This is a genomic window from Agromyces sp. LHK192, from assembly GCF_004006235.1.
Classification (GTDB): Bacteria; Actinomycetota; Actinomycetes; order Actinomycetales; family Microbacteriaceae; genus Agromyces.
In genome coordinates this window covers 3526231-3548752 of the sequence record NZ_CP034753.1, presented here as the reverse complement: position 1 = coordinate 3548752, position 22522 = coordinate 3526231, and the positions used below count along the sequence as shown (strand labels likewise).

The following is a 22522-nucleotide window of genomic DNA, read 5'->3' as shown; positions in this document are numbered from 1 at the left end:
CACCGATGACCTTCGAGATCCCCGGCCCGATCGACCCGCCCGCCCGGCTCCTCATGGGGCCGGGGCCGATCTCGGCGTACCCGAGCGTGCTGGAGGCGATGTCGGCGCCGCTCGTCGGCCAGTACGACCCGTTCATGACGAACACGATGGCCGAGACCCAGGCGCTCTACCGGGGCGTCTGGGCCACCGACAACGACGCCACCCTGCTGATCGACGGTACGTCGCGCGCCGGCATCGAGGCCGTCATGGTGTCGCTGATCCGGCCCGGCGACCGGGTGCTCGTGCCCGTGTTCGGCAGGTTCGGTCACCTCCTCGCGGAGATCGCCGAACGCGCCATGGCCGAGGTGCACACCATCGAGACCGAATGGGGGCAGGTGTTCGCCCCGTCGGTCATCGAGGAGGCGATCGTCCGCGTGCGCCCGACGCTGCTGGCGCTGGTACAGGGCGACACGTCGACCACGATGAACCAGCCGCTCGACGAGATCGGCGCGATCTGCGCGAAGCACGGCGTGCTGTTCTCCACCGACGCGACCGCTTCGCTCGGCGGCAACGCGTTCGAGTCCGACGCCTGGGGGCTCGACGCGGCGACCGCCGGACTGCAGAAGTGCCTGGGCGGGCCGAGCGGGTCGTCGCCGATCACCCTTTCCGACCGGGCGGTCGAGGTCGTGACGAGTCGCAAGCGCGTGGAGGCCGGCATCCGCGAACCCGGCGACCCGTCGTCGCCCGACTTCGTGCGGTCGAACTACTTCGACCTCGGCATGATCCTCGACTACTGGGGGCCGAGGCGGCTGAACCACCACACCGAGGCGACCTCGATGCTGTACGCCGCACGCGAATGCGCGCGGGTGCTGCTGCTCGAGGGTCGCGAAGCCGTCATCGAGCGGCACCGGGTCGCCGGGGCGGCGATGCTCGCGGGCGTGCAGGCGCTCGGCCTCGGCGTCTTCGGCGACCTCGGCCACAAGATGCACAACGTGGTCGCGGTCGAGATCCCCGATGGAGTGCCCGGCGACGCCGCCCGGGCTGCGCTGCTCGAGGATTTCGGCATCGAGATCGGCACCTCGTTCGGCCCCCTGCACGGTCGGGTCTGGCGGATCGGCACGATGGGGTTCAACGCCCGCGAGGACGCCGTGCTCACGACCCTCGACGCGCTCGAACAGGTGCTGCGGCGGTTCGGCGCGGCCGTGCCGACCGTCGCGGGGGTCGAAGCGGCCGAGGACGTCTACCGGAGGGCGGCATGACGACGACCTCGCTCCTGCAGATCTCGCCCGACGCGGTCACGGCGGCGGCGCGCCGGGTCATGGAGCGCTGCGACGAACTCGCCCGCGTGACCGCGACGCCCCGCGCCATCGAACGCGTCTACCTGACCCACGAGCACGCCACCGCGAACCGCATGGCCGCCGGGTGGATGCGCGAGGTCGGCATGTCCTCGAGGCAGGACGCCGCGGGCAACCAGCTCGGCAGGCTCGAGACCACGTCCGGACCGGACGAGCCGGCGCTGCTGCTCGGCTCGCACCTCGACACCGTGCGGAACGCCGGCCGATTCGACGGCATCACCGGCGTGCTCAGCGCCATCGAGGTCGTGCGGCTCCTGCGCGCGCCGGGCGGACCGGGCGGCCCCGGCAGCGATCCCTTCGGCCACGAGGCCTGGCACTCGCCGTTGCCGTTCGCCCTCGAGGTCGTCGCGTTCTGGGACGAGGAGGGCACGCGGTTCGGCAAGGCGCTGCTCGGGTCATCCGCCGTGGCAGGCGAGTGGAACGAGGACTGGTGGAACCTCACCGACTCGGGCGGCACCTCGCTGCGCGTCGCTGCCATCGAGTTCGGGCTCGACCCCTCGCGCATCGGTGAGGCCGCGCGCCGACCCGAGGAACTCGTCGGCTACCTCGAGGCCCACATCGAGCAGGGGCCGGAGCTCCACCGGCGCGGCGAAGCGCTCGCCGTCGTGTCGTCGATCGCGAGCGCACGCCGCTTCCAGGTGACGGTCGAGGGCGAAGCCAGGCACGCCGGCGGCACGCCCTACGACCTGCGCCGCGACGCCCTGCTCGGCGCGAGCGAGGCCGCGCTCGCCGTGGAGCGCATCTGCCGTGCCGAGCACCACATCATCGGCACGGTCGGCCAGTTCGAGGCGTTCCCGGGCGGCGTCAACATCATCCCGGGCGAGACCCGGTTCTCGATCGACCTCCGCGGGGAGTTCGACGGCGAGCGCGACCGCGTGTGGGGCGAGCTCTCCCGCGAGCTCGACGCGATCATGGGCCGTCGCGGCCTGCGCTGGCGGCACCGCGAGATCCACAACGCGGCCGCCGTCGGGTGCGCGCCGCTCCTGCAGGACGTGCTGCGCGAGGGCATCGCGGGCACCTCGGGCGATTCCGTCGCCGCGGGCGGCGACGAGCCGTCGGTGCTCTTCAGCCCCGCCGGGCACGACGCGATGACGCTCGCCTCCATCACCGACGTCGGGATGCTGTTCCTGCGCAACCCCGACGGGGTGAGCCATCACCCCGAGGAGGCCGTCTCGGTCGGCGACGTGGGCCGGGGCATCCGGGCGCTCGCGGAGTCGGTGCTGCAGCTCGCAGCCGACCGCCGCGCCGCCTGACCGAGACGCACGACCGCACCACCTGGAGGCACACGATGTCACTGCTCGTCACCCGAGCCCGACTGATCACCGTCCCCGCCGGAACCGACGACCCCGGGTACCTCGACGGCGGCTGGATGCTCGTCGGCGACGACGGCCGCATCGTCGCGCTCGGCGACGGCGAACCCCCGGCGGGCACGACCGCCGACGAGTCGCTCGACGTCGACGGCTCGTTCGTCGCGCCCGGGTTCGTCTCGAGCCACTCGCACCTGTTCACGAGCGGGCTGCGCGGCCTCGGCGTGACCGAGACGCTCTACGGATGGTGCGACTCGATGCTCGGCTTCACGGCGAACCTGTCGCCCGAGCACGCGTACTGGTCGACGCTGCACGGCTCGCTCGACTTCCTCTCGAACGGCGTGACGACGGCGTACAACTTCACCGACCCGTTGCAGGCGTGGGAGTCGATGGTCGACGGCCGCCGCGTCGGGAACGCCCGGATGCGCGGGCTGGAGTACCACACGCGTCAGGCCGACGGATGCCTCGACGCGGGCATCCGCTTCGTCGATGCCGCCGGCATGGACGCGACGGTGGGTTCCGACGACGAGATCCTCGAGCGGTTCGGCGCGCAGGTCGCGCACACGAGGGCGATGGATCCCGATTTCGCGCTGGGCTCGTCGATCATGGGCCAGGTGCAGTGGTCGCCGCGCGACGACGCGGCGTGGATCGAGGTCGAGGCCATGCGCCGGTTCGGCGTGACCAACCAGGCGCACTTCCTCGAGTCGCCCGAGGCGATCGAGCTGCAGCAGTCGAAGTTCGCGTTCTACCGGGACGCCGGCGCACTCGGCCCCGGCATGATGTTCGGCCACTTCATCCAGACGACGCCCGAGATCATCGCCGAGGCCGCCGCCGGCGGCGCGTCGATGTCGTGGCAGCCGGCGTCGAACGGCCGGCTCGCGTCGGGCGTCGCGCTCGTGCCCGAGATGCTCGCCATGGGCATGAAGGTCGGCATCGGGCTGGACGACCAGGCCTGCACCGACGTCTCGGACCCGTGGCAGAACCTGCGCATGGGCATCTCCCAGCAGCGCGCCCGCACGAAGGACCCGCTGTCGATGTCGCCCGAGACCGCGCTGCGCCTGCACACGCTCGGCGCGGCCGAGATCATGGGCGTCGCCGACCGCGTCGGCAGCCTCGAGCCCGGCAAGTTCGCCGACTTCCTCGTCGTCGACCCGCGCCGCCCCGACGTCGGGCCGCTGTGGCATCCGGTGCGCAGCTACGTGCTCGCGATGAGCCCGCGCAACCTCGCCGCGGCGTACGTCGGCGGCCGGGTCGTGAGCGAGCACGGGGTCTCGACGAATCCGCTCGCGGCCGAGGCATCCGCTCGCCTCCACGCCGACCTGCCGGCGGTCGCCGCGCAGCACGGCCACCCGCGCTGAGTCGCGCGGCGCACGCCGGGCACGCCGAAGGCCCGGGCCGCGTGGACGCGAAGCGGCCGGGTCCCGCAGGACCCGGCCGCTTCGACGCTCAACGCGCCGACGTCGTCATGCCCATGCGGGCCAGGACCGCGTTCTCGAGCACCTGCACGACGTTGTAGAGCACCAGCGTGAGGATCGTGATGAGCGCGACCGACGCCCACAGGTCGTCGAACTTCGCCGTCGCCGTGAACTTCACGATCATGCCGCCGATGCCCTGCCCGGTCGACAGCCACTCCGCGAGGAGTGCGCCGGTGACCGCGCCCGGCACCGAGACGCGGGCGGCAGCGAACAGCGACGGCAGGGCGCCGGGCAGGTTGACCTTGCGCAACTGCGACCAGCGCCCGCCGCCGTAGACGTGCACGAGGTCGAGGCTCTCCTTCGACGCGCGGGACAGACCGAACAGGATCGACGCGAGCGCGGGGAACAGCACCACGATGCTGCCGATCACCGCGACCGACGCGGGCGTGCCACGACCCGTGATGAGGATGATCACCGGCGCGATGGCGACGAGCGGGATGCTGCGCAGGAGCAGGGCCAGCGGCATGACCCCGGCCTCGATCGCCTTCGACAGCGAGAACGCGAGCGCGAGCACGAGCGCCACCAGCATGCCGACGACGAAGCCGAGCGCCGCGTCCTGCAGCGTCTGCACGAGCAGCGGCGCCAGGTCGGCACGGTTCTGCGCGGCATCCTCGTCGGTGAAGAGGAACTGCCACACCTCGGCGGGGCCCTTGGCCACGTAGGGCGAGATGTTCGTGAGGTTCACGACCGCCCACCACAGGGCGAGCACGATCACCAGGGTCAGCAGCGCGTTCAGCAGCGAGCGGCCGACGCTGCGCATCACGGCCCGGTTCACGTCGTCGGCCTTCCGGCCAGCCACGGCGTCACGGCCCGCGAGATCAGCCCGAGCAGGCCGTACCCGATGAGCGCGACGATCGCCGACAGCAGGAACACCGCCCACACGCGCGCGGAGTCGAGATCGCCCTGCAGCTTGATGAGCGTGATGCCCACACCGCGGTCGACCGCCCCCATGTACTCGCCGAGGATCGCGCCGAGGAACGCACTCGGCACGGCGATCTGCAGCGCGTTGAGGATCGCGGGCGTCGCCGCGATCAGTCGCACCTTGCGCAGCTGGGTGAGCCGCGAGCCGCCGTACACCCGCACGACGTCGAGCGAGGCCTTGTCGGCGGCCTTGAACCCGAGCAGCGCCCCGACGACCGTCGTGAAGAACACCGCGAGCGCCGCGAGGAAGATCGCCGTCGCACTCGGGTCGCCGGCGCGCTTCGCACCGCCGAGAACCACGATCGCGATGCCGCCGACGGCGACCATCGGCAGGCAGTAGCTGACCACGGCGACCTGGGTCACCACGGTCTCGAGCTGCGGCAGGAGCAGGACGACGGATGCCAGGAGCAGCGCGACCGCGTTGCCCCACGCGTACCCGATGAGCGCCTCGGTGATGGTCACCTGGAATTGCTGCCAGTACGGGGCCAGTCCGTCCTGGACGATCGTCTGCACGACGACCCAGGGTGACGGCACCGGCGTGAACGTCGTCCCTGGCGGCGGCTCGAAGACCGTGGCCGACAGCAACCACCACGCACCGACGAGCACGGCGCCGCCGATCAGGCCGGCGAGCCACGTCGGCAGGCCGCGGCGGCGCATCAGGCCTCCGCCGCGACGCGGCCGTCGGCACCGAACAGCAGCTCCGAGGCGCGGTCGACGAGCGCGTGGAACTCGGGGGTCCGCATCATCTCGGGCGTGCGCGGCCGGGGCAGGTCGACCTCGATGATCTCCTTGATGCGGCCCGGTCGCGGCGACATCACGGCGACCCGGTCCGAGAGGAATATCGCCTCGGCGATGCCGTGGGTCACGAGGAGGGTCGTCGCGGGCTTCTCCGTCCAGATGCGAAGGAGCTCGAGGTTCAGGTTCTGCCGGGTCATGTCGTCGAGCGCGCCGAACGGCTCGTCGAGCAGGAGCACCGACGGCTTCAGCGCGAGCGCGCGGGCGATCGAGACGCGCTGGCGCATGCCGCCCGACAGCTGCGCCGGCTTCGCCTTCTCGAAGCCCTTCAAGCCGACGAGGCCGATCAGCTCGTCGATGTAGGACTTGTCGGGCGTGCGGCCCGCGATCTCGAATGGCAGCCGCACATTGCTGAGCACGCTCCGCCACGGGAGCAGCGCGTGGTCCTGGAAGGCGATGCCGAGCTCGCTGTTCCGGCGCAGCTCATGCGGGGTCTTGCCGTCGACGCGGACCTCGCCGGTGGTCGGCGTCTCGAGGTCGGCGAGGATCCGCAGGATCGTGGACTTGCCGCAGCCCGAGGGGCCGAGGAGGGCGAGGAACGAGCCCTGGTCGGTGTGCAGGTGCGTGTCCTGGAGGGCGGTCACGGTTCGGCCGCGGCTGGCCGTGAACGTCTTGGAGAGGCCGTCGATCAGGATGCCGGTGCCGCGAGCGGCACCGGCATCCCGGGTGTCATCGTGGTTCATCGTGTCTTCGTGGGGCGTCGGTGCTTCGCTGCGTCGGTCAGGGCAGGTAGTCGAGGAGCTCGGGGTGCTCCTCGTAGATCTCGTCGATGATCGTGGTGTCGAAGAGGTCGTCGACCGAGACCTCCCAGCCGGCGCCGGCGAGCGAGGCCACCGTCTCCTCCTTGAGGGAGTCCGAGATGGTGAACAGGCCGTTCGCCTCGGTCTCCTCGGTCGAGATCAGCAGCTTCTCGGCCTCGAGGCCCTTGGCGGTCTTCACCGGGTCGAGCGCGCCGAAGACGGCTTCGAGGCCCTCCTCGGATGCCTCGGCTTCGGCGTTGTAGTACTTCTGGATCAGCGTCACCGTGTCGTCGGTGCTCTCCTGGAACACGTCGGTCCAGCCCTTGATCTCGGCGATCAGGAACGCCTTCAGCAGGTCCTTGTTCTCGGCGAGGTACTGGTCGGTGACCGAGAACGTCTCGGCGACGTACGGCACGCCGTTCTCGGCGTACGCGAGGTTCGTGGTCTCGTAGCCAGCGAGCTCGACCGTCAGCGCCTCGTTGGTGAGGTAGGCCATGAAGCCGTCGACCTGGCCGTCCATGAGGGGGGTCGGGTCGAAGTCGACCGGAACGACCTCGACCTGGCTCGGGTCGATCCCGTTCGCGTTGAGCAGGGCGGCGAACACGCTCGCGTTCGAGTCCTGCACGCCGATCTTCTTGCCGATGAGGTCCTCGGGCGTCGCGATGTTCGCCGCGCCGGCGAGCGAGAGGATCGTGAACGGGTTCTTCTGGAAGGTGGCGCCGATGATCTTCAGCGGGGCCTCCTCCTCGGCGATCGCCGCGCCGATCGACGCGGCATCCGAGAGCGCGACCTGCACGGTGCCGGAGAGCAGCTTCGCGACGCCCGTGTCGGGGCCCGAGACGCCGATGACCTCGTCGAACCCGGCCTCGTCGTAGTAGCCGTTCTCGTACGCGTAGAACTCGCCGGCGAACTCCTCGTTCTTGATCCACGAGTACTGCACGCTGATCTCGCCGAGGGATGCCTCGCCGCCCTCGGCGGCGGGCTGCGATCCGCCGCTCGCGCACGCCGACAGGGCGAGCGCGGCGACGGCCGCGGTGGACAGGAGGGCTGCGGCGCGCGAGCGCGTGCGCATGCTGCGGGAGGTGGGCATGGGACTCCTTCGAAACGGACGGTGTGCGGGGGCTCGATCGGTGTTAAGCCCACGCTAAACACGCCACGTTTCAGGCGGCCGCTCGCTGCGTTTCAGGGTTGTGACGGGTGATCACGCCACCGCATCGAGCCGTGCGCGCTGCTCGCCGTCCAGCGTCAGCTCCACGCCGTCGAGTGCCGCGTCGAGCTGTTCGACCCGGCTGCCGCCGAGGATCGGCAGGATCGGGGTCTCCCCGCCGGCGAGCCAGGCGAGCACGACCTGTCCGCGTGCGACGCCGAGCTCTTCGGCGACCTCGCGCAGCGCGTCCAGGCGGGCGGTCGAGGCGGGGTGGTCGTACACCGCGTCGACCTGCTTCGCCGGATTGTCGTACGCACCCGAGAGCAGGGGCGTGTAGGCCCACAGGTCCATGCCGTTCTCCACCGCGAAATCGACCTGCTCATCGCTCATCATGCCGAACCGGTGATTCTGGCCCTCGGGCACGGCACCCGGCCGCGGCGCGAGATAGCTGCGGCTGAGTTGCAGCGCCGAGAACGGCGTGCCGCCGATCGCCACCGCGTGGGCCCGCGCCCGCTCCATGCGCCACGCCGGGTGGTTCGAGGCGCCGAGCCGGTCGACGACGCCCGCGTCGACGAGCGCCGAGAACGTCGCGGCCGTCTCCTCGATCGGCACGCGCCGGTCCTCCATGTGCGCCCAGAGCAGGTCGATCCGGTCGATGCCGAGACGGTCGAGGCTTCCGGACACGGCATCGCGGATCGCCCGCTCCGACAGTCCCTCGCGGGAGGCGGGCCAGGCGTCGGGGTCGGCGACGGTCGGCTCGGCGCCGACCTTGGTCGAGATGAGCACGCGGTCGCGGACGCCTGGCCGGGCGGCGAGCCAACGGCCGAGCACCGCCTCGCTCGAGCCGCCGAAGCCCGAGTCGCTCGCCCAGAAGCTGTAGCAGTCGGCCGTGTCGATCCAGCGGCCGCCGCGCTCGACGAATCGGTCGAGCAGGGCGAACGAGGTGTCCTCGTCGATCGTGGTGCCGAACATCATCGCGCCGAGCGCGAGGGGAATGGTGGTCATGCCACCCAGCCTGCAAGCTGGAGTGCGCTCCAGCTCAAGCCCGAGCCCGAGATCGGACAGAATGGGTCGCATGGACGAGTACACGCCCGCCGAAGTCGTCGAGGCGACGGGCTTCAGTCTGGACACGCTGCGGTACTACGAACGCGAGGGACTCGTCGGTCCCATCGAGCGGACGCCGGGTGGGCGGCGCCGCTACCGCCAGTCCGACGTCGCCTGGCTCGACCTGATCAAGTGCCTCCGCGACACGGGCATGCCGATCGCCGACCTCAAGCGCTACTGCGTGCTGTCGCAGGACGCCTCGACGCTCGTCGAGCGACTCGCCCTGCTCGAGGCGCACGACCGGGTCGTGCAGGCCGACATCGACCGCCTCCGCGAGCGGCAGTCGCGGCTGCACGAGAAGATGGACTGGTACCGCGAGCAGCTCGGCTGAGCTCCCTGCCGTCCACTTCCCCTTCTTCGCGTGCGACTTTCGTCCACCCGTGCGCCGAGCAACTCGCACGCACGGGTGGAACCCGCACGCGAAGAGGGATGGGATGGCGTCACCCGGCCCCGTCGACCGCGGACGGCGGCTTCAGCTCGAGCGCCGCGCGGATGTCGGCGTTGCGCTGCTCGCGATTGAGCTCGATCAACCGGTCGTCGCGCAGCGGCAGCTGCAGGTCCTCCTCGGCGTCGATGCCGGCACGGAGTTCGCGAACCCGTTCGACCTCGGTGTCGAGCACGGCCCCGAACATGATCGCGAGGTTCGACAGCCAGACCCAGAGCAGGAACGCGACCGCGAACCCGAGCACGCCGTAGTTGCGCTCGTACGTGCCGAAGCTGAAGACGTACCAGCCGAACAGCACCGTCACGGCGATCCACCCGATCATGGCGACCGTGGCTCCGACCCCGAACCAGCGGAAGTTGCGTCGGCGCACGTTGGGACTCGCCCAATACAGGATGCCCACGGTCACGGCGGTGAGCAGCACGACGAGCGGGATCTTCGCGAGGTCCCACCAGAACGCCGCGCCAGGATCGAGCCCGAAGCTCTCCAGAATGCTGCCCGCGACCGGTCCGCTCGCGAGCAGGAGCAGCGCGACCGCGGCTGCGAGCACCAGCACCGCCGCCGCCACGGCGATCATGATCGGCCGCGACTTCCAGAACGGCCGCCCCTCCTCGACGTCGAGCACCCGGTTCATGCCGCGGCCGAGCACCCCGAGGTATCCGGAGACCGACCACAGTGCCCCCACCACGCCGACGCCGAGCGCGAGCCACTGGTGCGACGCCCCGAGCAGCTGCTCCACCGGGCCCTGGAGCGCCGAGGCGACCTCGTCGCCGCCGAGGTCGGCGAGCACCTGCAGCACCTGCCGGGTGACCTCCTCGGCCGTGCCGAACGCACCGAGCAGGGAGAGCGCCGCCAACGCCGCGGGGAACACGGTGAGCGTCGCGTAGTACGTCAGCGCGGCGGCGAGGTCGGCGGACTGGTTGATGCGGAACTCGTGCCACGTGCGCACCAGGATGACCCGCCACTCGTGGGCCGACACGTGCGCCGGCGAATCGTCGCCGGGCGTCCGCTGCGGGTTCACGGGAGTGCCCGCGTGAACGCGACCCGGTGCTCGCCGGGGCCGTCGTAGTCGCGCCAGGCGAGCACCCCGTCGAGCTCGGCGTCGCCGGTGACCCTGAACCCCATGGCGCGATGGAACGCCTGCGACCGCGTGTTCCCCGGGCCCGTGATCGCGTCGACGCGGAGGCATCCGACCGCCGCCTGCTGCGCGAAGAACGCCTCGTACATGGTGCGCGCGAGGCCCGAACCCCGCAGGTCGGGGCGCACGCCGACGAAGTGGATGTACGCGACCCGCGGGTCGGCCGACGACCGGAACCCGATGAGGAAGCAGGCGAGGCCCGCGTCGTCCTCGCCGAGGAAGGACGTGTCGGAGAAGTGCTGGAAGAACAGGCGCGGAAGCACGTACGGCAGCGCGCTCGTCGACGGGAGCCCCCACCAATCGCGGATCACGGCCACCCCCGCGTGATCGGACGCCGTCGGGCGCCGCAGCACGAGTCCGGGTGGCAGTGCTGCGCCTGCAGGCAGGTCGATCGGCGGCGGCTCGGGTGCGTCGGTCACCCGCCGATGATCGCAGCCGGATGCCCCGCCGTCGACCCGTTGCGCGGGGGAGTGGTCGTGTGCCTCAGCCGAGGTGGGCGTGCAGGAACGCGGCCACCCGTGCGCGCATCGCCTCGTCGAGGATGCCGATCGAGTGCTCGCCGCCGGGCACCACGGCGAGCTCGACGGGCACCTGCGCCGCCTCGAGCGCCTCGGCGTAGCCGAGGGACTGCACGAGCGGGATCACCTCGTCCTCCGCGTGCCCGATGAACACGGGAGGGTCGGATCCGTCGAGATGGCTCGCGGCCGAGGCATCCGCCGCGAGGTCGCAGTCGCCGTCGGCGAGCACATCGGGTTCGCAGGCGAGGTACGCCGCGGTGATCCCCTGCAGCCAGTCCGACGCCGTGCCCAGCGCGTCGAGGGCGACCGGACCGGAGAGCTCGGCGACCGCGGCGACACGCGACCCGACATCGGTCGGCCCGTCGCCGGCGGCGCCGAGGAGCGCGGCGAGGTTGCCGCCCGCGGAGCCGCCGAACACGCCGATCCGTGCGGGGTCGATGCCGAACCGGTCGAGCTGCTCGGCGCCGCGCAGCCATTCGACCGCGAGCGACACGTCGTCGATCTGCGCCGGGAACGTCGCGTCGGGCACGAGGCGATAGTTGACGGATGCCGCCACGAAGCCCTCGCTCGCGAGCCACAGGCACACGTTCCGCCAGTCGGCGTTCGCCTTATCGCCGCGCGCCCAGCTGCCGCCGTGCACCGAGACGACCGCCGGCTGCGCCGAACCGAAGACCGAGACCGCTGGACTGCACACGTCGAGCGTGAGCAGCGTGCCGTCTTCGCGAGCGCCGTACTCAAGGTCTTCGGCGACCTCGATGCCCGGGGGCGCCGTGAAGGTGCGGATGCCGATGATCTCCGACCCGACGACCTCGCTCGCGGCATCGATGCCCTCGGGGTCGATCTCCTGCAACGGCAGGTGGAAGCCCGAGAGCGCGCCCGTGATCGCGAGCGCCGCCGCGACGGCGGCCGCGGCGGCGAAGGCCCGGCGACGCCGGAACCCGCGACCGCCGGAGGGAAGGGAACGGGTCACGGGGGGCTCCGGGCTTTCGAGGTGGAGTGATGTTACCTCACGTCCGGGCCGCGGCCGACCCGGGAAAGCGGGCCGTGCATTCGGATCGGGCCCGAGCACCGACCCGGCTTCACACCGATCGGCGGAACGTCCGTCTCATCGGACGAGATGGTGGGCGTGAGCGTGGGCGATCAGCTGGAGTCGTGAACTGAGTTCGAGCTTCCCGAGGATGTGCGAGATGTGCGTTTTCACCGTCGACTCGCCGATATACGCCGACTCGGCGATCTCGGCATTCGACAGGCCGCGTGCAGCGAGGAGATAGACCTCCTGCTCGCGGGGGGTCAGTTCCGCGATCGCGCGTTGATCGGGCTCGTCTCGCCGCGACGGCACGAGGTCGCGGATCAGCGCGACCGTGGTCGGCGGGGCGAAGAGGGAGTTGCCGTCGTGGACGGTGCGGATCGCCGTCAGCAGCAGTTCGGGTCTGGCGTCCTTCATCAGAAACCCATGTGCGCCGGCTTCGATGGCGTGCGCAACTGCATCCGGTCGCTGATGGGTCGTGAGTACGACCACGCGGGTCTCCGGCGCGACCTCGGCGAGTGTTCGCGTTGCGCTCAGACCGTCGGCGAGCGGCATCCGGATGTCCATGAGCATGACATCAGGGCGGGCTTCCTGTGCGAGTGCGATCGCCGCGCGGCCGTCGTGCGCGGAGCCGACGAACTCGAGGTCGGGCTGGGAGCGGATGATCATCTCGATTCCGGCGCAGAACAGCACATGGTCGTCGGCGATCGCGGCTCGGATCCGGTCGCTCACGCGCCCACCTCGACGGCTGCGGGTTCGTCGACGGGGATGAAGGCGTTCACGAGGAATGTGCCGTCCTCGTCGGGGCCGGCGGTCAGCCACCCGCCGGCGATCCGGGCGCGTTCCTGCATGCCGCGGATGCCGCGCCCTGGCCGCGCGGCGGCGGCGTCGAACGGCGTCGAGGTGGGAGTGGCGATGAGCAGGGCGAGGCCGGGTCCGCGCCAGTCGAGAGTCACCATCGCCTGCCCGTCGGCTCGGGCGTGCCGGACCGCGTTCGTGAGCGCCTCCTGCACGATGCGGTACACGCCCAGCGTCCCGGAGTGCCCCAGCGGGCGCGGGTCGCCCAGGCCGGTGAGTGTGCACGAAAGCCCTGCTCCCCGCACTCGGTCGACGAGCTCGTCGAGGTCGGCGATCGTCGGCTGAACGGCACCCGCGCTTTGGGGTTCGTGGTCGAGCAGTCGGCGCAATTCGATGAGTCCGTCTCGCGCGGCGTCGGCGATGGTGGCGAGGGTGAGGGTGCTGCCGTCGGAGAGGCTCGAGTCGAGCATCCGGGCGCCATCGGCCTGTGCCGCGATCACCGCGAGCGAGTGCGCCATCACGTCGTGCACCTCCCGGGCGAGCCGTTCGCGTTCGCTGAGCGCGGTCGTCTCGGCTTCCGCCAGCACGAGGCCGCGTTCGAGCGCCTGCGCTTGACGCTTCGCGGCACCGGCTTGGCGAACCGCGCGCATGGCCAGCCCCGCGCTCCACGCGCCGACGACCAACCCCTCCGCAACGAGACAGATCGTCGTGAACCACCAGACGACCTCGGTACCGGCCGGTAGGTCGGCCGGCCCGGAGTCGACTCCCGGCAAGGCGAAGAAATTCGTGTTGTCCAGGGCGTAGAACACCGGCCACCCGTACTGACCCAGCGACGGCAACGTCAGGAGCAGCGATACGGCGACTGCGAACAGCGCAGCGACCGGCAGCGTGATCCAGTGAACGGCGCGCCGCCCGAACGCACTCGCGTTGAACACGGCGTAGAGCAGGGGCAGGTATGCGGGCCAGCTGGTGTCGCTGAACCTCGCCCCCTCGACGAGCACCTGCAGCACCAGCGTTCCGCCGATGAGTGCCAGCGAGACGGCCGGCCACACTTGCGAGACCATGATCGCGAGGCTGAAGAGCAGGAGCGGCAGGAGCGAGACCAGCACGCCGCCGGAGCCGTTGCCCAATCGACCGGCTTCACCGACCCACCACAACACGAGGTACACGACCCCGACCGCCGGTGCCAGCACGTCGGTCAAACGCCATCGAATCCGCTTCACACCGCGAACCTACGACCGAACCGTCCTCAACGGCGGCAGCACGTCGCGATCTCCCCCTTCGGAGTGAGGAATCCCGGTCCCTCGACCGAGGGCGGCGAGGCGTGGGGCGCGATCACGCCACGACGAGCGGAACCACCTCGTGGGGCCTGCCTTCGATCTCGCGGGCGAGATCGAAGTTCACCTGCAACGCCATCCAGGCCCGGGCGGTCCCGACACCGGCGCGCTCGAGGCGGACCGCGAGGTTCGGACTCACCCCGGAGTGCCCGTGGATGACCCGGCTGAGGGTGACGCGGGAGACGCCGAGACGCGCCGCCGCCTCGGCGACGCTCAATCCGAGCTCGCCGAGCACGTCGTCGCCGATGATCTCGCCAGGGTGCGGTGGGTTCTTCATCGTCATGTTCATCTCCTGAGTCAGTGGTAGTCCTGATAGTCGACGAGTTCGACATCCTGCCCGATGAATCGGAACGTCACTCGCCAGTTGCCGTTCACCCAGATCGACCAGTGACCGGTCAGGTCGCCCTTGAGTTCGTGCGTACGAAATCCCGGGATCGCGAGATCGGCGGGCGACTGCGCCACGTCGAGGAGGCCGAGGATTCGTGTGAGCTTCGGCGCGTGCGCAGGTTGTACGCCTTTCTTCGAGCCCGACTCGTACAACGCCTGGAGGCCCTTGTGTCGAAAGCTCGCGATCACGGGATCCAGTGTATCCCGTATCGCAACGCGATACAATCTATCTCTGGTGATTCGCCACGATTCCGGCGCTGCCCGGCGGTTTCACAGGGGCATCCGATACCATCGTGAGGTCGGTTCTGGACACCGCGGAGTGCCGCGGATGGGTTTGTGAGTCCAACGGGCCGGTTCCGGGGCATCCGCCTCGGATAGTCACTGTATGTGAACGGCCCCGGTCGAAGACTGCCCGGGTTCACGGTCGCGCTGCCGTCGCAGCGTGCTCGCCATGTACTCGAGGTAACCCAGGAAGTCATCCATGCCCAAGAACAAGAAGCCCGCCGGCGGTCGCCCCGCCCGTAATTTCGACCCCTCGTACGCCCGGAGCGCGAAGAAGTCGACGCAGAAGCCCGGCTCGCGCAGCGCCGGCCACCGCGGCCACCGCCCCGACGAGGTGTCGGCCGGCGATCGCAAGCCGCGCTGGTCGCGCGACGAGCGGGTCGCCGAGGGTCGCACGCCGCACCGCGCCGACCGCCCGGGTCGCGACGACCGCCAGCGTGACGACCGCGCGCCGCGTCGGTTCGACGATCGCGACCGTGCTCCCCGCTCGTACGACCGCGACGAGCGCCGACCGGCTCGTTCGTACGACCGCGACGACCGTGGCCCCCGTCGTGACGACCGGAACCGGGATGACCGCGCCCCGCGCTCGTTCGACCGTGACGAGCGTGCGCCGCGTCGGTTCGACGATCGCGATCGCGCGCCGCGTTCGTTCGATCGCGACGAGCGTCGCGCGCCGCGTTCGTTCGACCGCGACGACCGCGCACCGCGTCGGTTCGATGACCGCGACCGTGCGCCGCGTTCGTTCGACCGTGACGACCGTGCCCCGCGCCGTGACGACCGCCGACGCGACGACCGCGCGCCGCGTCGGTTCGACGACCGCGACCGTGCGCCGCGTTCGTTCGATCGCGACGAGCGTCGCCCGACCCGCTCGTTCGACCGCGACGGCCGCGCGCCCCGCCGATTCGACGACCGGGACCGCGATCGCGCTCCGCGTCGCTTCGACCGCGATGACCGCAACACCGACCGTCGCGGCTCCGACTTCTACCCGTCGAAGGACGAGCGCCCGCGCTTCTCGCCGGAGGACGACGTCGTGCTCGAGCGCCTCGAGGCGCAGGCCATCCGGGCCGACGAGGTCGACGGCATCGGCTTCGCCGACCTCGGCCTCGGCGGCAACATCGTCCGCGCGCTGCGCGACCTCGGCGCCGAGTCGCCGTTCCCCATCCAGGCCGCGACCATCCCGGTCGTGCTCGAAGGCCGTGACGTGCTCGGCCGCGGCCGCACCGGCTCGGGCAAGACCATCGCGTTCGGCGCTCCCACCGTCGAGCGCCTGATGCAGATGTGGGCTGCGAAGGGCAAGGCCGGCGGCAAGCGCCAGATGGGCCGCGCCCCGCGCGCCCTCGTGCTCGCCCCGACCCGCGAGCTCGCGCTCCAGATCGACCGCACCGTGCAGCCGATCGCCCAGTCCGTCGGGCTCTTCACGACCCAGGTGTACGGCGGCGTGCCGCAGGGCCGCCAGGTCGGTGCGCTGCGCCGCGGCGTCGACATCGTCATCGGCACCCCCGGCCGCATCGAGGACCTGCACCGTCAGGGCGCCCTCGACCTCTCGCAGGTGCAGATCACGGTGCTCGACGAGGCCGACCACATGTGCGACCTCGGGTTCCTCGAGCCCGTGCAGCGCATCATCCGCGAGACCGCCGACGGCGGCCAGAAGCTGCTGTTCTCGGCCACGCTCGACACGGGTGTCGCGGCCCTCGTCGACGAGTTCCTCGTCGACCCGGCCGTCCACGAGGTCGCCGGCGAGGACCAGTCCTCGGGCACCATCGAGCACCGCGTGTTCGTCATCGACAACCGTGACAAGCGCGACATCGTCGCGCAGCTCGCCGACCGCGAGGGCAAGACGCTCGTGTTCTCGCGCACCCGGGCGTTCGCGGAGGACCTCACCGACCACCTGGAGGACGCCGGCATCCGCGCCGTCGCCCTCCACGGCGACCTGAACCAGGCGCGCCGCACGCGCAACCTGCAGCAGCTCACGAGCGGGCGGGTCGACGTGCTCGTCGCGACGGATGTCGCTGCCCGTGGCATCCACGTCGACGACATCGACCTCGTGATCCAGGCCGACGCACCCGACGAGTACAAGACGTACCTCCACCGCGCCGGCCGCACCGGCCGTGCGGGTCGCACGGGCCGCGTCGTCACGCTCATCCCGCGCAACCGTCAGCGCCGCATGAACGAGCTGCTCGACCGTGCCGAGATCGACGTGGACTTCGAGGACGTGCGTCTCGGCGACGAGCTGCTGGCCGACCTCGGACCGGTCGAGATCGAGCCGGTCGAGGTCGAGATCGTCGACGAGGTCCTCGACGTCGTGTTCGTCGAGGATGCCGCCGAGATCGACGCGGACGCCGCCGACGAGATCGACATCGTCGAGGATGCCGCCGAGGAGTCCGCCGACACCGTCGATGCCGCCGCCGCAGCGGACTCCGACCGCTGATCGTCACGACCTGATCGCACCCGGCCCGGTTCCCCAGTGGAGCCGGGCCGGTTCGCGTTCCGCTCGCATAGGTTCGGCGCCGACCTCCTTGCGCCCAGAAGCTGAGGATTCATACAGGTATCTCGCAGCCCGCCCACGGCTCGCGTACGACCGGCTCCCAACCCGGCGGAGCAGGCTGGACCATCGTGTCCGAGCTGTCCTCCACTGTCGTCGCGCCCGCAACCGCGCCCGTTCCCGCGACCGCGCCGCTGACGCTCCGCGAGTCCGACCGCGCGATCGCGGCCGCCGCGACCGCCGCGGTCTTCGACCGCACCCAGCGCCCGCGACGCGTCCGACTCGCGCTCGGTCAGCCGCTCGCACTGCTCGCGTGGGCCACGGGCCTCGGCGTCGCCGGCGCGCTCGCCTGGTTCGTCACGCACTGATCCGCTCGCTCGCGGACTTCGCGCCGCGCTCCGCGAGTCGGCCCGATCCGGCCGTGCAGGAGCGACGAACCCCTGGGGTCAGGCCACCGGCACCGGCAGTTGGTCGGGTGCCGGCAGCACGCGCGCGAACAGCCGGTCGAACACGTTGACCCGGTCGAACTGCAGCGCGTAGTCGCGCGCGGCGACCGCGCGAACGGCCTGCGTCTCCGAAGGCACCGCGAGCGCCTCGTCGATCGCGGTCGCGATCGCCGCGCCGTCACCGGCCGGAACCATCGTCGCGAACGACCCCACGGCCTCGCCGATGCCGCCCGTGTCGCACGTGATGATCGGCCCGCCGCCGGCGAGCATCTTCTCCGCGAGCGCGATGCCGAACGTCTCGACGAACTCGGGCCGCGGCTTCGAGGGCAGCACGAAGGCGGAGCATCCGGCCATCAGGTACGGCTTCTCGGCGTCGCCGACGTCGTCGAGGAAGTCGATCAGGTCGCCGACGCCGGATGCCGCCGCGACCGCGTGCAACTCGGATGCCTCGGGCCCGCGCCCCGCGATCACCAGGCGCTGTCCCTCGCGTGCGGCCGCGCTCCGCGCGAACCCGTCGATGAGGTCGTCGATGCCCTTCGCGCGTGCGAGCCGTGACAGGAACAGCACGTATCCGCCCGTGCGCAGGCCGCGTGCGGCGGCGACGCGCTCGACCTCGATCGGGTCGAGGTCGAGGTACGGCGACGAGTCGATCGCGGGGTACGAGATCGCGACGCGTTCGCGGCACTGGTCGGCGAACCGGGTGCCGTGGATCTCGTCGACCTCGGCCGCCGACTCCACGATGAGGTCGCGCGTGTACTCCGACACGGCGACGCAGTGGTCCTGGCTCAGGTAGCTCGACAGGATGTGCGCGGCCGGTCCGAAGCGACCCTCGGCGACGCACGCGCGCACGATGTTCGTGACATCCGACCCGACCGCCTCGGCGATCGTCGTGACGTTCACCGGCAGGCCGGTCGACCAGGCGACCCGCATCGCGTCGGCGACCGCAACGGTGTGCGGGCTCAGGTAGAGCGAGAGCGCGACGGTCGGCACGCCGTCGGTGAACAGTTCGACGAGCCGGCCCGTGATGCCGGCGAGGTAGCGGCTGTCGGGAACCTTGTAGTCGCCGACCGGCTCGGGCCGTTCGACCGTGATGCCGGGGCTGTACGGGAGCACGACGTCGAGCGGCTTGAGCGGCAGCCCGGCCGCCTCGAGCCGCTCGATCGGCCAGGTCACGATGCGCACGTCGTCGAACCCGCGGGTCAGGGCGACCTCGGCGAGGTTGCGCGCCTCCACGGAGTGGCCGCAGATCACGGGATCGGCGCGCACGACGATCACGAGGCGGGTCGGTGCGGTGCGGGTCACGGCGGTCATGGCGTCCTCCGGTCTGGTGGCGGTCGGTGATCGGTGGATGGTCGGTGATCGTCTGGTGGTGATCGTCTGGTGTCGGTGTCGGTGTCGGTGTCGGTTTCGGTGGTGTCGATGCGGGATGCCGCGCGCTCAGGTCGGCGCGGCGGGGACGGATGCCGGCGAGGCCGGGGCATCCGGGATCGCCGTCGGATCTGGCGCGGCGTACGACGGCGGCCGTTCCGCGGTCGCCCAGTCGCTCGGCTCGGGCCCGAGGGCGACGGTCAGCGTGCCCCCGTGGTGCAGTTCGGCGGCCCGCAGCCACGGCCGCGTCAGCGGCGCGCCGTTCAGCGCCATCGACTGCACGTACTGCGCGGGCCCGCCAGGGCGCGGCTCGGTGAACCCGACCGTCTCGATGCGGAACGTGTCGTCGCCGGCGACGCGGATCTTCGACTCCGCGAACGACGGCGCGTTCAGCAGGAACATGCTCTGCCCGGCCACCGGGAAGACGCCCAGCGACGCCCACACGTACCAGGAGCTGAGCCCGCCCGAGTCGTCGTTGCCGGGCAGGCCGCCGCGGCCCACCCCGAACTGCTGCTGGACGATGTCATGCACGATCTCGGCGGTGCGGTCGGGCCGGCCCGCGTACATATAGGCCCACGGCGACTCCATGTCGGGCTCGTTGTTGAGGCCCTCGAACCGCCCCAGCGCGTACCCGGCGGCCATCTCCTCGGCCGACGGTGCGAGGCCGGGCTGCGTCACCGGCTCGGCGCCATACCCGAAGAACCGGTCGAGCAGCCGCGTGAAGCCCTCGTCGCCGCCGGCGAGCCCGATGCGGCCGGCCATGTCCTGCTGCAACCGGAACGAGTAGTTCCACATGCTGCCCTCGTAGAAGGTCGACGTGCGAAGCAGCCCGGTCTGGCGGTCGTACGCGTTCACCCAGCGGCCGGCGAGCTGCTCGAGGTCTTCGGCGAGCTTCAGGTCGCCGCAGCGGCGGGCGACCTTGGCCGTGCACCAGTACCCGAATGCGAGGTCGAGCGTGTGGCTGATCGGGTGCGCGTGCCCGTGCAGCAGGTAGTCCTCGCCGTAGGTGCGGCGCAGGTCGTTGTGCATGTGCACGAGGGCCCAGTCCCAGTCGATGCCGTCGACGCCGAGCTGGCAGAGGTCGGCGAGGAAGGTGTGCGCGAGCGCTGACCCCTGCCGCGAGAACCGGTCGCTGCCGCGCGCCATGCGGTAGCCGATCGGGAAGTTGCCCTCCTCCTCGGCGATCGTCAGCAGCGCGTTGCCGAGCTCGACGGCGCGCTCGGGCATCAACGTCGTGAGCAGCGGCAGCTGGGTGCGGTAGATGTCCCACATCGTCGACAGGTCGAACGTGAACGGCCCGGGCGTGGGCCAGAACGGGCTCTCGTCGGGCGCGAGGCACGGCTTGATGAGCGAGTGGTAGAGCGCGGTCGAGAACACCGTGCGCCGGGCGGGCGACGGGGTGTCGACGCGCACGGCCTGCAGGCTGCGCTTCCACGTCTTCTCGGTGCGTGAACGACGATGGGAGAACCGATCGGGCCCAGGCCCGCAGTCGCGCTCGAGGTTCTCCCTCGCCTGCTCGGTGCCGCGCAGCGAGAACCCGAAGCGCAGCTCGATCGTCTGGCCGGCCTCCGCGGGGCCGACCCACATGAGGCCGAAGCTGCGCAGCGTCGTGGGCCTGATGTGGTCGAAGTCGAGTCGCGTGCCGCCCGGCATCAGCCGACGGTCGTACCAGAGCATCTGCCGCCACTGCGGGGTGTCGCACTCGACGTGCACCGCGAGCGGCGCACCCTCGACGACCACCTCGCCGCGCGCGACCCCGGGGGAGAGCGTCTCGAGATGGGCGCGCAGCGGGGTCGTCGACCCGTAGGGGATCGACAGGCCGCCGAGCGAGAAGTCGATGACGATCCGGGCGTTCCGGTGCTTCGGGAACGTGTAGCGGTGCACCGCGCTCTTGGGGCCCACGGTGAGGTCGGCCTTGATGCCCGACTCGAGCGTCGCGGTGTACCGGCCCGGGCTCGCGCGCTCGTCGCTCAGCTCCCACATCCGGCCCAGTTCGTCGAGGGGCTCGGTCATCGGCGTCACCCGGAAGTAGTTGTAGTACTTGCGGATCGCACCGGTTCCCGACTGCTGGAAGTGCGTGAACCCCGAGGCGAGCGACCCGTCGTGCAGGGTCGGCGGCACGCCCTCGGTGTTCAGGTCGTACGCTCCGTACCCGGTCGGGTAGGCGCCCGAGTACGCGCACGCCGAGACCATGCCGAGGGGGTACGTCGCGCCGGGATGCGTGTTGCCCACCTGCGGCTTGGGCCACCACCACGTCGCCGCCAACCCTTGCTGCGGCGGCAGGTCGGTGACCCCGGTCCCGATGAACGGATCGACGTGATCGATCATGCGACGTCCTCGTCGTGGCGGTAGCGCGGTGTCCCCTCCATGTCGGGAACGTACGCGCGGGATGTGACCGCCGGATGTCGACGGCATGACGGTTGCGTGGCGCAGGACGCGGTTCCCCCGCACGGGGGGTGGCCGCCGACCCGGGCACAGAGTACCGTGCCGCGCGAACACCGACATCCCCGCGCCCAGCCCTATGCTGCCGATCGACGCGAGCCGTGCAGGAGGGTCGCGACATGTCGAACGTCCGAGGCATCCGTCGGCTGCTGCTCGTCGCCGCAGCCGCGACCGGGTTGATCTTCGCCGGGTCGGTCGCCGGGCCGGCGCAGGCCGCGCCCTTGCCGCCGCCGCCGTCGATGGCGGCGATCGGCGACTCGATCAGCCAGGCGACGGATGCCTGCGGGTATCGCGACTGCCCCACGTACAGCTGGTCGACGGGCAACGTCGGCTGGGTGAACTCGCACGCGAACCGCATTCGCGCGAAGGGCGTGCCCGGGCTCGTGGCGACGAACCTGTCGGCGCGATCGGCGAAGGCCGTGAACCTCGCCGCGCAGGCGCAGGCCGCTGCGGCGACAGGGGCCGCGTACGTCACCGTGCAGATCGGCGCGAACGACGCGTGCACGCGGACCGTCGCCGAGATGACGGCGCCCGATGCGTTCCGTGCGCAGGTCAAGCAGGCCCTCGACGTGCTCACCGTGCAGACGCCGAACACGCAGATCCTCGTGACGTCGATCCCGAGCCTGATGCGCCTGTACGACCTGAACAAGTCGAGGACGGGCGCGCGCCTCGTCTGGGGTGCCGCCAAGCTGTGCCAGTCGATGCTCGCGGCGCCGACGAGCACGAAGCCCGCCGACGTGCAGCGCCGCGCCGACGTGCAGGGCCGCGTCGACGCGTTCAACGCCGCGCTCGCCGCGGAGTGCCAGGCCCGGCCGAACTGCACGTGGGACGGCGGGGCCGTCGCGAACTTCGCGTTCACCTCGAGCCAGATCTCGATCCTCGACTACTTCCACCCGAGCATCTCCGGGCAGGCGAAGCTGGCCGAGCTGACCTGGTCGGTCTCGCCGTACGGGCGGCCCTGAGGCGCAGCCGCCCGGCGGCGCGCGGCATCGGGCGCGAGCTGATGCCGTGAGAGCGCGGGCATCCGGCCGA

The 22522-nt window shown here is 71.2% G+C and carries 21 protein-coding genes; 7 read left to right on the top strand and 14 right to left on the bottom strand.

Features of this window, described 5'->3' with window-relative positions; all coding sequences use genetic code 11:
• Window positions 1-5: 5 nt before the first annotated feature.
• Genes ELQ40_RS16105 through ELQ40_RS16095 form a run of 3 tightly spaced genes read left to right on the top strand, consistent with a single transcriptional unit; the run spans window position 6 to window position 3999 of the window.
• Window positions 6-1238, top strand: a complete 1233-nt coding sequence (locus tag ELQ40_RS16105) for an alanine--glyoxylate aminotransferase family protein (RefSeq protein ID WP_127794595.1) — start codon at window positions 6-8, stop codon at window positions 1236-1238.
• Window positions 1235-2587 carry a Zn-dependent hydrolase gene (locus tag ELQ40_RS16100; RefSeq protein ID WP_127794594.1) on the top strand — a complete coding sequence of 451 codons (1353 nt, stop codon included), beginning with the start codon at window positions 1235-1237 and terminating at the stop codon, window positions 2585-2587. The genes ELQ40_RS16105 and ELQ40_RS16100 overlap by 4 nt, the downstream gene beginning before the upstream one ends.
• A 35-nt stretch (window positions 2588-2622) precedes the next feature.
• Entirely contained in the window at window positions 2623-3999 is a 1377-nt protein-coding gene (locus ELQ40_RS16095) for an amidohydrolase family protein (protein WP_127794593.1), read from the top strand.
• A gap of 88 nt (window positions 4000-4087) precedes the next feature.
• Here the strand turns inward: ELQ40_RS16095 and ELQ40_RS16090 are convergent, their stop codons facing one another.
• The 5 genes from ELQ40_RS16090 to ELQ40_RS16070 all read right to left on the bottom strand — a co-directional run bounded on the left by ELQ40_RS16090 (window position 4088) and on the right by ELQ40_RS16070 (window position 8724).
• A complete protein-coding gene (locus ELQ40_RS16090; RefSeq protein WP_240665835.1) occupies window positions 4088-4915 on the bottom strand; it encodes an ABC transporter permease in 828 nt (275 codons plus the stop codon).
• On the bottom strand, window positions 4888-5694 hold the full coding sequence (locus ELQ40_RS16085; RefSeq protein WP_127794592.1) for an ABC transporter permease: 807 nt from the start codon (window positions 5692-5694) through the stop codon (window positions 4888-4890). Before ELQ40_RS16085 ends, ELQ40_RS16090 begins: the two co-directional genes overlap by 28 nt.
• Window positions 5694-6515 carry an ABC transporter ATP-binding protein gene (locus ELQ40_RS16080; RefSeq protein WP_127794591.1) on the bottom strand — a complete coding sequence of 274 codons (822 nt, stop codon included), beginning with the start codon at window positions 6513-6515 and terminating at the stop codon, window positions 5694-5696. The genes ELQ40_RS16085 and ELQ40_RS16080 overlap by 1 nt, the downstream gene beginning before the upstream one ends.
• 37 nt (window positions 6516-6552) lie before the next feature.
• Complete coding sequence (locus ELQ40_RS16075; protein WP_127794590.1) at window positions 6553-7662, bottom strand: ABC transporter substrate-binding protein; 1110 nt, start codon at window positions 7660-7662, stop codon at window positions 6553-6555.
• A gap of 111 nt (window positions 7663-7773) precedes the next feature.
• Window positions 7774-8724: an aldo/keto reductase gene (locus tag ELQ40_RS16070; RefSeq protein ID WP_127794589.1), complete on the bottom strand. Its 951-nt coding sequence runs from the start codon at window positions 8722-8724 to the stop codon at window positions 7774-7776.
• Between the two features lie 70 nt (window positions 8725-8794).
• Here ELQ40_RS16070 and ELQ40_RS16065 point away from each other — a divergent pair, with 70 nt between their 5' ends.
• Window positions 8795-9154, top strand: a complete 360-nt coding sequence (locus ELQ40_RS16065; RefSeq protein ID WP_127794588.1) for a MerR family transcriptional regulator — start codon at window positions 8795-8797, stop codon at window positions 9152-9154.
• Window positions 9155-9263: 109 nt separating this feature from the next.
• Here ELQ40_RS16065 and ELQ40_RS16060 read toward each other — a convergent pair whose 3' ends face one another.
• From ELQ40_RS16060 to ELQ40_RS16030, 7 genes are all read right to left on the bottom strand, one after another.
• Window positions 9264-10286, bottom strand: a complete 1023-nt coding sequence (locus ELQ40_RS16060) for a YihY/virulence factor BrkB family protein (RefSeq protein ID WP_164863671.1) — start codon at window positions 10284-10286, stop codon at window positions 9264-9266.
• On the bottom strand, window positions 10283-10822 hold the full coding sequence (locus ELQ40_RS16055; RefSeq protein ID WP_240665834.1) for a GNAT family N-acetyltransferase: 540 nt from the start codon (window positions 10820-10822) through the stop codon (window positions 10283-10285). The genes ELQ40_RS16060 and ELQ40_RS16055 overlap by 4 nt, the downstream gene beginning before the upstream one ends.
• Before the next feature lie 64 nt (window positions 10823-10886).
• Entirely contained in the window at window positions 10887-11891 is a 1005-nt protein-coding gene (locus tag ELQ40_RS16050; RefSeq protein WP_164863669.1) for an alpha/beta hydrolase, read from the bottom strand.
• A 135-nt stretch (window positions 11892-12026) separates the two neighbouring features.
• Window positions 12027-12680 (bottom strand): response regulator transcription factor, encoded by a 654-nt coding sequence (locus ELQ40_RS16045; RefSeq protein ID WP_127795361.1) that lies wholly within the window; start codon window positions 12678-12680, stop codon window positions 12027-12029.
• Window positions 12677-13969, bottom strand: coding sequence for a sensor histidine kinase (locus tag ELQ40_RS16040; protein WP_127794585.1), 1293 nt, complete (start codon window positions 13967-13969; stop codon window positions 12677-12679). The genes ELQ40_RS16045 and ELQ40_RS16040 overlap by 4 nt, the downstream gene beginning before the upstream one ends.
• 112 nt (window positions 13970-14081) lie before the next feature.
• Complete coding sequence (locus tag ELQ40_RS16035) at window positions 14082-14366, bottom strand: HigA family addiction module antitoxin (protein ID WP_240665833.1); 285 nt, start codon at window positions 14364-14366, stop codon at window positions 14082-14084.
• Window positions 14367-14380: 14 nt separating this feature from the next.
• Entirely contained in the window at window positions 14381-14659 is a 279-nt protein-coding gene (locus ELQ40_RS16030) for a type II toxin-antitoxin system RelE/ParE family toxin (protein ID WP_127794584.1), read from the bottom strand.
• A 292-nt stretch (window positions 14660-14951) separates the two neighbouring features.
• Here ELQ40_RS16030 and ELQ40_RS16025 point away from each other — a divergent pair, with 292 nt between their 5' ends.
• Entirely contained in the window at window positions 14952-17180 is a 2229-nt protein-coding gene (locus ELQ40_RS16025) for a DEAD/DEAH box helicase (RefSeq protein ID WP_127794583.1), read from the top strand.
• 185 nt (window positions 17181-17365) lie between these two features.
• Entirely contained in the window at window positions 17366-17602 is a 237-nt protein-coding gene (locus ELQ40_RS16020; RefSeq protein ID WP_127794582.1) for a hypothetical protein, read from the top strand.
• 78 nt (window positions 17603-17680) lie between these two features.
• On the opposite strand, the gene ELQ40_RS16015 is transcribed toward ELQ40_RS16020, so the two are convergent.
• On the bottom strand, window positions 17681-18991 hold the full coding sequence (locus tag ELQ40_RS16015; protein WP_127794581.1) for a glycosyltransferase: 1311 nt from the start codon (window positions 18989-18991) through the stop codon (window positions 17681-17683).
• Between the two features lie 126 nt (window positions 18992-19117).
• On the bottom strand, window positions 19118-21376 hold the full coding sequence (locus ELQ40_RS16010) for a glycoside hydrolase domain-containing protein (protein ID WP_127794580.1): 2259 nt from the start codon (window positions 21374-21376) through the stop codon (window positions 19118-19120).
• Between the two features lie 233 nt (window positions 21377-21609).
• Here ELQ40_RS16010 and ELQ40_RS16005 point away from each other — a divergent pair, with 233 nt between their 5' ends.
• A complete protein-coding gene (locus tag ELQ40_RS16005) occupies window positions 21610-22452 on the top strand; it encodes an SGNH/GDSL hydrolase family protein (RefSeq protein WP_127794579.1) in 843 nt (280 codons plus the stop codon).
• The last annotated feature ends 70 nt before the right edge of the window (window positions 22453-22522 follow it).

Bases quoted from the DNA above. Each gene is read 5' to 3' on its own strand.
- ELQ40_RS16105 (WP_127794595.1), top strand. From the start codon at position 6: ATGACCTTCGAGATCCCCGGCCCGATCGACCCGCCCGCCCGGCTCCTC.
- ELQ40_RS16100 (WP_127794594.1), top strand. From the start codon at position 1,235: ATGACGACGACCTCGCTCCTGCAGATCTCGCCCGACGCGGTCACGGCG.
- ELQ40_RS16095 (WP_127794593.1), top strand. From the start codon at position 2,623: ATGTCACTGCTCGTCACCCGAGCCCGACTGATCACCGTCCCCGCCGGA.
- ELQ40_RS16085 (WP_127794592.1), bottom strand. From the start codon at position 5,694: ATGCGCCGCCGCGGCCTGCCGACGTGGCTCGCCGGCCTGATCGGCGGC.
- ELQ40_RS16080 (WP_127794591.1), bottom strand. From the start codon at position 6,515: ATGAACCACGATGACACCCGGGATGCCGGTGCCGCTCGCGGCACCGGC.
- ELQ40_RS16075 (WP_127794590.1), bottom strand. From the start codon at position 7,662: ATGCCCACCTCCCGCAGCATGCGCACGCGCTCGCGCGCCGCAGCCCTC.
- ELQ40_RS16070 (WP_127794589.1), bottom strand. From the start codon at position 8,724: ATGACCACCATTCCCCTCGCGCTCGGCGCGATGATGTTCGGCACCACG.
- ELQ40_RS16065 (WP_127794588.1), top strand. From the start codon at position 8,795: ATGGACGAGTACACGCCCGCCGAAGTCGTCGAGGCGACGGGCTTCAGT.
- ELQ40_RS16035 (WP_240665833.1), bottom strand. From the start codon at position 14,366: ATGACGATGAAGAACCCACCGCACCCTGGCGAGATCATCGGCGACGAC.
- ELQ40_RS16025 (WP_127794583.1), top strand. From the start codon at position 14,952: ATGCCCAAGAACAAGAAGCCCGCCGGCGGTCGCCCCGCCCGTAATTTC.
- ELQ40_RS16015 (WP_127794581.1), bottom strand. From the start codon at position 18,991: ATGACCGCCGTGACCCGCACCGCACCGACCCGCCTCGTGATCGTCGTG.
- ELQ40_RS16010 (WP_127794580.1), bottom strand. From the start codon at position 21,376: ATGATCGATCACGTCGATCCGTTCATCGGGACCGGGGTCACCGACCTG.
- ELQ40_RS16005 (WP_127794579.1), top strand. From the start codon at position 21,610: ATGTCGAACGTCCGAGGCATCCGTCGGCTGCTGCTCGTCGCCGCAGCC.